The sequence below is a fragment of the Candidatus Melainabacteria bacterium RIFOXYA2_FULL_32_9 genome (genome assembly GCA_001784615.1).
Taxonomy (GTDB): Bacteria; Cyanobacteriota; Vampirovibrionia; order Gastranaerophilales; family UBA9579; genus UBA9579.
The window spans coordinates 45,683-52,500 of record MFRQ01000058.1; the positions used below are offsets into that span (position 1 = coordinate 45,683).

Below are 6,818 nucleotides of genomic sequence, written 5' to 3' on the forward strand. Positions count from 1 at the left end.
AGGAAGAACTGTCCACAATCTTGTTAAAAAAGACAGCCGGGCCTTTAAAATTAAGGCCTAAAAAAGATATCAGTACAAATATTAAGAAAACCAGTAATGTTAATGTGAAATCTCAGAATGTAATCAGTCAAAAGGGTACTAAAACTGTAACACAAGCTAAGGTTATAGATAAAAAAGAATTTCTAAAGCAATCATCAAATAATAGTCAAGAAAATCAGGAAAAATCGGTTAAACAATCAAACCCAAAAACTGTATTAAAAGACCAAAATGATTCAAAAAAAATAAGTGAAACAGTTGTAGAAACTTCGAAAACAGAAAAAAACCAGCCTAATAATTCTGATGATAAAGCAAAACCAGATAATATCAAAGTTACTGAAAATTCTACAAGTGTTGAAATTCCGGTATCCGCAGAAAATACAACTTTACAAGTTGAACCTAATAAAATAGCAGATAATTCTGCTAATACTAACGAGTTGCCAGCAACAAAAGTGTCTGATTCAGCAAATAAGGCTAAAAAATCTAATCCAATATTTAATATGTTAATCCCTATTCTTATTTCGATAATTTTAGTTTTAATAGTATTTAAAATAATAAAAAGAATAATTAATAAGCAAAATGATATTCCGATTAAAATAATGCAACAAGCAGAAGATGAATTTCAGCCGGAGCAAGAAAATAATCAGGAAGAGTTTTATAAAGATGATACAGAAATAGAGATAAATTCAGATAAACCTGAGTTTGAACCAGACATAAACTCAGAATCTGATCCAGAGTTACAACAAAAATCACAAAAATACACCGAAGACATAATTGCTAAATCTCAAATTAATAATAATAAACTTCAAAATAATAAGTCAGATGATATATTGGAACGATTATCTGAAAATCCATTGAAACCGCTACAGCCAAATCCTTTAAAAAACAGAGAATATACGGAAATATCTCCAGATCAGCTCGATAAAGAATATTACAATATAAAAGCTAATAAAAACTCTTCTATTGATGATAAAAAAACAGGGGATATCAAATTTATAGCAGGAATTGAGATAGAAGATGAAAGGGCTTTCTATTTAGTTCAATTGGAAAGTAAAAAAGCTCTTGTAGGGGTTATCGGCTCAGAAATTTTTATTCTGAATAAGTTTGACAGAATTAAAAACCCCAAGTTTATAGTCAGAAAAGCTTCTCACGAAGAAAGCCCGGATAGAAATGTATATTTCGTTCAGGTGGGAACCTGGTGTGGGCTGGTTAGTTCTGAGAAAGATGGAATGAAGCTAGAAACAGTTTTCTAGGAATTTTTTATTTTGGCCTCTATTTTTTCTAATAAATTCCTGGCACGGACATAATATTGGTTAAGTAGTAAACAATGATTTAACATTTCTTTGCCTTCCTCATAAGCACCTGCTAAACAGCTATATTGTCCTAAATGGTAATAATTCTCAGAATCTTGAGGAATTAATCTTTGACTTTTTAAGAAATAATTTATTGATAAGTTAGCAAAACCATTATTTAACAAGGCTTTACCAATGAATTTATAGGCTTCCGGATTGATAGAAGCTAAAATATCGCTACATTTAGTGATATTTTCTACATATTCGAGCCTGTCTGCCTGAATAAAATAACCCAAATCACATTCTAGATGGTTACGAATTTGTATAAATGTGGGTAGGTAATTTTTTTTAAGGTCTATTAAATCCAGTAAACTTTTACCCCAACAGCTTGCCTCAGATTCTGGTATTTTGTACCAGATATCTCTCGCTGTATAAATATTCCCCATTAATAACTCGCAAAAACCTGCTTGATATTTTTGATCCAGCTCATAATAAATTTTTGCGGCTTCTGAATAATCCTTATTTTCCAGATAAGCGAGTGCTAAAGTATTTTTTAGAAAATCATTATTACTTAAATTTTTATAAGAAATTAACTCTATTAAGGTTTTAATAGAGTTAGCATAATTCTTTTTAATCAAAAGCTCTTTTCTGGCTTCGTACATTGTATTTAAACTGTTTATTATATCTGTTTGAGACATAATTATTTATTGAGGTCTTTGTTTTTTTGAGGAGTAGTAATTATGGCGCTAAATTTACTGAGATAATCATCTACAGGTCGTTTTTTATTTTCAAGCAAGTTAAGCGCTTTGTCTACATCTGAGATTAAGACATTATTGCTAGCTTGTTTATTTGCTTTTTTAATTTCTTCATAGATTTCTTCTCTGTAAATTGTAACTTCTTTAGGAGCTTTTATTCCTATTTTAACTGCGTCACCCCTGGTTTCAAGAATGACAATCTCTATATTATCATTTAGTATTAATTTTTGCCCTGTTTTTCTTGTAAGAACTAACATTACTTATAATTCCTCAGGTATTATTATTAAACTTTGTTTTCTACCTTTTCAGTTTCTTTATTTTCCTGCGCATTACCGGGGAATAACTTGTGCTTAACTGTATGATTAGTATTGATTAAAACCAGTTGTAATGCTTTCTTGTTCACAGCATTAATAACAAGTGGTCCCAGAAGGTTTATTGTTGCAGCCTGAGGATTTCCCGGAGGAATACAAACAATATTCATTGATAAAAGATCTTCTATGCCAGAGAGACCGAGTTTTTTAGTTTCTTCCTCTGGAATTACGAATTGATAATTAAGCCCGAAATATCCTGGAAATGTTACAGGGAAAGCTATATTTACATCTTCCGCTGATTGTAACCATTTAAAAGGTGAGTCGGGCATATTGTCAATTAGTACATATTTTGATAAATGCTCATAACCTAAAATAGGTTCAATAAAGTCAAAAATTAAGTTTTCATCGATCTCTATTTCGCCAAATCTACTAGTATTGATCTTCATTTTCTATTTTCCGCTTAAATCTGTCTTACCTGAAGTATCTACTTTAGTCTATTAAAGCACATTTTTAATCAAAGAGCTACTTTTTATGATTATAAATTCTCAAAATTCACCTTTTGATTAAACCATATGTTAACTCTAAAAATAAGAAATGAATTTATAGTTATAATATGATTTATAATAAATATATAAAATCACTTGTGTATTTATTTAACTGCTGTTATTTTTTATAATAAAAATCTCATAATTGCCCTATAAATATGGTGTTTAAACCTATATTTATAGCAATAAATACATTAAAACAGTAATTTTATATATACAAAATTATTAAATTAAGCAAGTGAATATGTTTTTATATATGACACCCTTAATAATGTATAATATTAATGAGTCATAGGTAAATGATAGTGATTTATAGCAGTAATTATATGAATAATTATATTTTGAATTTCTAATGTACATGTATTGACATTCTTATAAGCGTATGTAATACTTAAAATTGCTATAAAATAAACTGGTATGACATATTGTAATTGTAGATTTATTGCTATAAATAGTTTTTACTTGATTTATTAAAATAGAAAAGTTATTTTTTAAATTTAAATTTGAATATTACTAATAAAGATTAGTCTAATTAAATTTAAAATAAATCAAATTTTATTAAATTAAAATTGCATAAAACCTGAATTCATTGTTTATATATTTAGTAATAGTTGCGATTAAAAGGGGATTCTATGAACGACAATCTAATGGATATTCAAGGTAGTATGAATGTAGACTCAGAAAAACCAATATTTCCAATTAGTACAATTGCTAATATACTTCAGGTGCATCAGAGAACATTAAGAATTTATGATAAAGAAAGCCTGTTAACTCCATCAAGATCACTTAAGAATCGTAGGCTTTACTCTTTTAAAGATGTTGAGAGAGGCAAAGTTATTAAGTACTTGACTGGTGAGCTTGGAATTAATTTAGCTGGAATAAAAATTATTTTTCACCTTTTATCTCAACAAGATATAAATCCTGTTAATTTTCGTGAACATGTTAATGAAATAGCGGAAAAATTAAACATATCAGCAGAAATACAACTGGAAAACAAGCTAAAACAATCAAGAAAAGGAAGAAAGCCAAGAATAACCTGCCAGTAGTATTATTTAACTTATTTAATATAGAAAGAGAGATGTAAAATATCTCTCTTTCTATATTAAATATAAGAGCCTGTCTGGCTAAAAATATAAAAATCAGTCTATGATATAATTACAGGCTCGACTTTTGGACTTAAAGTTGCAAGCGGCTTGCTTGGCAAGGCGATTCAACTTTAGCAAGACAGCTTCTAAATTATTAATGATGTGAAACTAAATAATAATGCTGAATTTGTAAAAAGTTTAAAAAAAATTAATTTTTTATTCATTTTTTAGCAATTTTTAAAAATAAAAAAACTTTATATAGTATATATACTTTACATAGTACAGAAATATAAGATAAATAAGTGAAGTATAAGAGAGGAGAGCAGATGGTAAATTCATTAGGCAACTTCCAATTTCCCCTAGATCCGCTTAAGCAATTGAACCAATCGACGACGGGTCTTAATACATCGATAAAACCAGATGCCAATCAATCAATTTTCTCGCAACAAGCTGCAACACCAACATTAACGAACCTTAATCAACCGGCTGCAAACCTAGCAGATCAACTAGGACAGCCGGTTAAAAATGTTCAGGCCCCAAATGCAGGGCAAGCAACTCCAAATGCAACACCGGGTGCAGAAAATGCTCAAACAGTCTTCTTAGCACCTAAAAATGGTGCAGCTAATGCAGCAGCTAACGCAGCTGCTCCACCTCCGGGAGCTAAAGTATTCAAGGTTCAAGAAGTAGATAATAACTTCAATCCTACTAATGATCAAGGCACATATTATGATCTAAACGGTGATGGCATGCTCAACCAGGATGAATTGCTTAAGCAAGACGGCAAAGGTGGCACGCTAGACCAAAATAGTCCAGAATATCAAGCCAGAGCTGCTAAATATGGACAGCAAGAAGTTCTGACAGACTTAGATGCTGATGGAAAATTATCCGCAGATGAATACGTTAACCAGGATGGTAAAGGTGGTAGAACAAAAGATCAACAATCATATGATGCTAGAATTCAAGCTTTAGCACAATTAAATCCAAATCTTAAACCGACAAATGCAGTATTTAATCCAAATGCATTTCCAGGTGCTGATCCATTAGCTGCAACTGCACAAAATCAAACACCTGAACAATTAAAACAAAGCGCAGATCAGATGGTACAAAACTACACAACTCAACCAGGAGCAGATAAAGCTAAAGCAGATCAATTACTTCAAGAATTCACACAAAGCCTAAATGATGGAGATCCTACAAATGACCAGGCAGCTCTTCAAAAGCTATCTCAAGGCTTAGGTGTTCAAGTTCCAACCGCTCAGGCAGCAAATGCAACTGGGGCTCTAGCAGCAAATGTAGCTGGCCCAGGTGGCGCTACTAATTCACTTTTACAGGCAGCCACACTTAATACTACAGGAGCTACTCAAGGCAACCCAGCAGCAGCTCAAAAACCAAGTTTATCAGCACAAGAAGGAATAGCTAAATTTAATCAGACAGGACAACCAGTCTGGAATAAAGCCGAATGTCCAGTCTGCCATGGCGCAGGTTGCAAATACTGTAGTGATTCAGTACCACCTGCAGCTACTGCACCTAAACCAAACACCAATGCTCTAGGATTAAATACCAACGCTCTAGGTAATAACCAAGCAACATTAGGTTTAGGTTTAAATCTACTAGTTTAAAGTTAGATATATTGGCCGTAAAAGAGATAGTCCCCTAATTATAGGGGACTATCTCTTGATTTTTATTAGTTTTATATAATATTGTTAAAATCAATTTTTGATATTAAGGACAGCGTAAAAAATACTTATGGATTTTGATGAAAAATCCAATAGGTATTTTTGTAGCCTGCTTCTTATAACCAGCAAATAATTGAGCAATAAAAAATGCGTAAGTATTTTTTATTGCGTCCTTAATAGCAACTTATAAAATTTTCTTACTTTAAACATGTAAGAAAATTAAGATAGAGAAGGGAAACAGAAAATGACTAAAAATGTTAATTTATTTCATCCATCTTTCAAAAATAATCAGTATAAAATAAATACACCCGAAAAATTAATGAATAGAAATCAAGTCAGCCAGCAGAACTCTGGGGATTTTGTTTCTTTTGGAAATAATAAAGATACAAGTTTGTTAGCAAGTTTATCCAAGTTGTTTAATCAAAAAGAAAAGATTGAAAATCCTGTAAAACAGGAACTTAATGGTAAATTGAACGAATTCTTTGATAAAGACTTTGCAAACTATCTTGAAACAAAGGTTATTCCTAAGATAGCCAAACCCAATCATATAATTGGTCTTTACCAGCCTGAGATGTCTAAAACAGAAATTTTAAAGAACTTGAATGAATATATTGATAATGAGAAATTTAGGACTTGTTTAGAGAAATATCTTAAAAAGAAAGATTCCGAAAATCCTGGCAAGTTATATTGGGTACTTTGTAGTATAAATTCCGGAGTACTTACACCTCCCGGGCATTCTATAAAGACTCCTGAGCAGAAGCAAGAGATAATATCAGCAATATCAGAAAAGTGTTTTAAAGCGAATTTTGCTAAAGCTAATAACCGCAAATAAGATATTTGATGTTTGTCTGTATTTAAGTGATGGTCCATCGCTGTCATCCCGAAGCATTAAGTAAGGCTAATATTTTAAGTATCGTAGATTTTCGGGATCTATCCAATAGAGTAAACTGGCAAGATACTGAACATACAAGATTGTAACTTAGCATTGATGATTTATGCTTCAGTATGACAATCACTTTCTAAGCTCGGTGAAGCAAAGTAGGGTAGATATTTCTATCGATTTTTAAAAAAGATTAATCTTTAAGAATTTTCCAAACAATGTTAACAAGTTGCCTTGC

Annotated in this window: 7 protein-coding genes (1 of these 7 cut by a window edge); 4 read left to right on the forward strand and 3 right to left on the reverse strand. The window is 31.2% G+C overall.

Going from position 1 to position 6,818, the window contains the following annotated elements:
* Positions 1 to 1,289, forward strand: the 3' portion of a protein-coding gene (locus tag A2255_01450) for a hypothetical protein (GenBank protein ID OGI21636.1). Its footprint begins 388 nt before the window's first position; 1,289 of the gene's 1,677 nt are visible here — the last part of the coding sequence; its start codon lies beyond the left edge, outside the window; its stop codon occupies positions 1,287 to 1,289.
* Here the strand turns inward: A2255_01450 and A2255_01455 are convergent.
* Genes A2255_01455 through A2255_01465 form a run of 3 tightly spaced genes read right to left on the reverse strand, consistent with a single transcriptional unit; the run spans position 1,286 to position 2,840 of the window.
* Positions 1,286 to 2,026, reverse strand: a complete 741-nt coding sequence (locus A2255_01455) for a hypothetical protein (protein ID OGI21637.1) — start codon at positions 2,024 to 2,026, stop codon at positions 1,286 to 1,288. The genes A2255_01450 and A2255_01455 overlap by 4 nt on opposite strands.
* A gap of 2 nt (positions 2,027 to 2,028) precedes the next feature.
* Complete coding sequence (locus A2255_01460) at positions 2,029 to 2,340, reverse strand: carbon storage regulator (GenBank protein OGI21638.1); 312 nt, start codon at positions 2,338 to 2,340, stop codon at positions 2,029 to 2,031.
* 26 nt (positions 2,341 to 2,366) lie between these two features.
* Positions 2,367 to 2,840: a hypothetical protein gene (locus A2255_01465; protein ID OGI21639.1), complete on the reverse strand. Its 474-nt coding sequence runs from the start codon at positions 2,838 to 2,840 to the stop codon at positions 2,367 to 2,369.
* Between the two features lie 731 nt (positions 2,841 to 3,571).
* Between A2255_01465 and A2255_01470 the strand changes: the two genes are divergently transcribed.
* The 3 genes from A2255_01470 (at position 3,572) to A2255_01480 (ending at position 6,532) form a co-directional block, all read left to right on the forward strand.
* Positions 3,572 to 3,985: a hypothetical protein gene (locus tag A2255_01470; GenBank protein OGI21640.1), complete on the forward strand. Its 414-nt coding sequence runs from the start codon at positions 3,572 to 3,574 to the stop codon at positions 3,983 to 3,985.
* A 365-nt stretch (positions 3,986 to 4,350) separates the two neighbouring features.
* Complete coding sequence (locus A2255_01475) at positions 4,351 to 5,643, forward strand: hypothetical protein (GenBank protein OGI21641.1); 1,293 nt, start codon at positions 4,351 to 4,353, stop codon at positions 5,641 to 5,643.
* Positions 5,644 to 5,944: 301 nt separating this feature from the next.
* Entirely contained in the window at positions 5,945 to 6,532 is a 588-nt protein-coding gene (locus tag A2255_01480; GenBank protein ID OGI21642.1) for a hypothetical protein, read from the forward strand.
* Positions 6,533 to 6,818 lie beyond the last annotated feature (286 nt).